This is a genomic window from Spiroplasma sp. ChiS (genome assembly GCF_002968355.1).
GTDB lineage: Bacteria > Bacillota_I > Bacilli_A > Mycoplasmatales > Mycoplasmataceae > Spiroplasma > Spiroplasma citri.
In genome coordinates this window covers 1-1008 of the sequence record NZ_PUUH01000181.1, presented here as the reverse complement: position 1 = coordinate 1008, position 1008 = coordinate 1, and the positions used below count along the sequence as shown (strand labels likewise).

Annotated in this window: 1 protein-coding gene; it reads left to right on the top strand. The window is 25.1% G+C overall.

The window, feature by feature from the left end:
- On the top strand, positions 1 to 778 hold a 778-nt coding region (locus C6B38_RS05025; RefSeq protein WP_233485547.1), incomplete at its 5' end, for a hypothetical protein.
- Positions 779 to 1008 lie beyond the last annotated feature (230 nt).

Below are 1008 nucleotides of genomic sequence, written 5' to 3'. Positions count from 1 at the left end.
ATGGCAAGGTCTATTACCTACTTATGCAAAATCATTGGCTAATCTAACAACTTTAAAGAAAATGTTTCGGACTTTTGAAGAAAAAGGAATTGATTTAACAATGATAGATTTAGAAGCATATTATACACAATTAGAAGTTGATGCATTAATAGAAGAAAAAAATAAAATTGATAATAAAGCAATTATTAAAAATAAAAATAATGAGTTATCCGTGCCTTTTGATAATGATACGATTTATTATGAAAATAATGTATGAAAAKCAAAACAARGTGGTAGTTCAATAACAGTTAATGCCCCATTACATCAAAAAGATGATAGTAGTTTAGAATTATTATTATCAGATGAATTTGATATTGAAAATAATAAATTATCTTTAAATAAAGTTTTAAAAGATACTATTGACCAAATGTTAAAATGAGTGTTTGAAATAAATAAAAAAATTAAATGAGAAAAAGTAAGTATATCTTATACACCTGATAGTGCTAATTATATTGATATTCCTAATTTTTCTGAAACTTATCGTTATCAAGTTTGATTATCACCAACTAATCGTAAAGGTGCTGAAGGTATGTTATGGCTTGAACCACCTTATTTTACAGAACAGAAAGAAAATAATACTTTATCTAAACATCAAGCAACTTGTTTTATTGATGATATGGATAAAAACCCTTATAGTATTGCTTTATATAGTGCTAGTGGTCGGATTTACTTAACGGATGGTTCAAAGGGTTCTAATATTCCAATTAATAGTGTTCGTATTTTTCGACAAGAGTTATAGAAAGAAAGTGAGGTGTTATAAATGGATTTAAAAGAATATAAATCAGAAATTTGTTATTAATTCGCAAAGTATTTATTTGAGGATTGGGTGCTATTTTAATAATAAGTGCAATTGTATTATTTTTTTGTAAGGTATTTAAAGTAATTGAGATTAATTGACCAGAATATTTTTATATTGGATTATCGTTGTAATTGACCAGAATATTTTTATATTGGATTATCGTTGCTTAT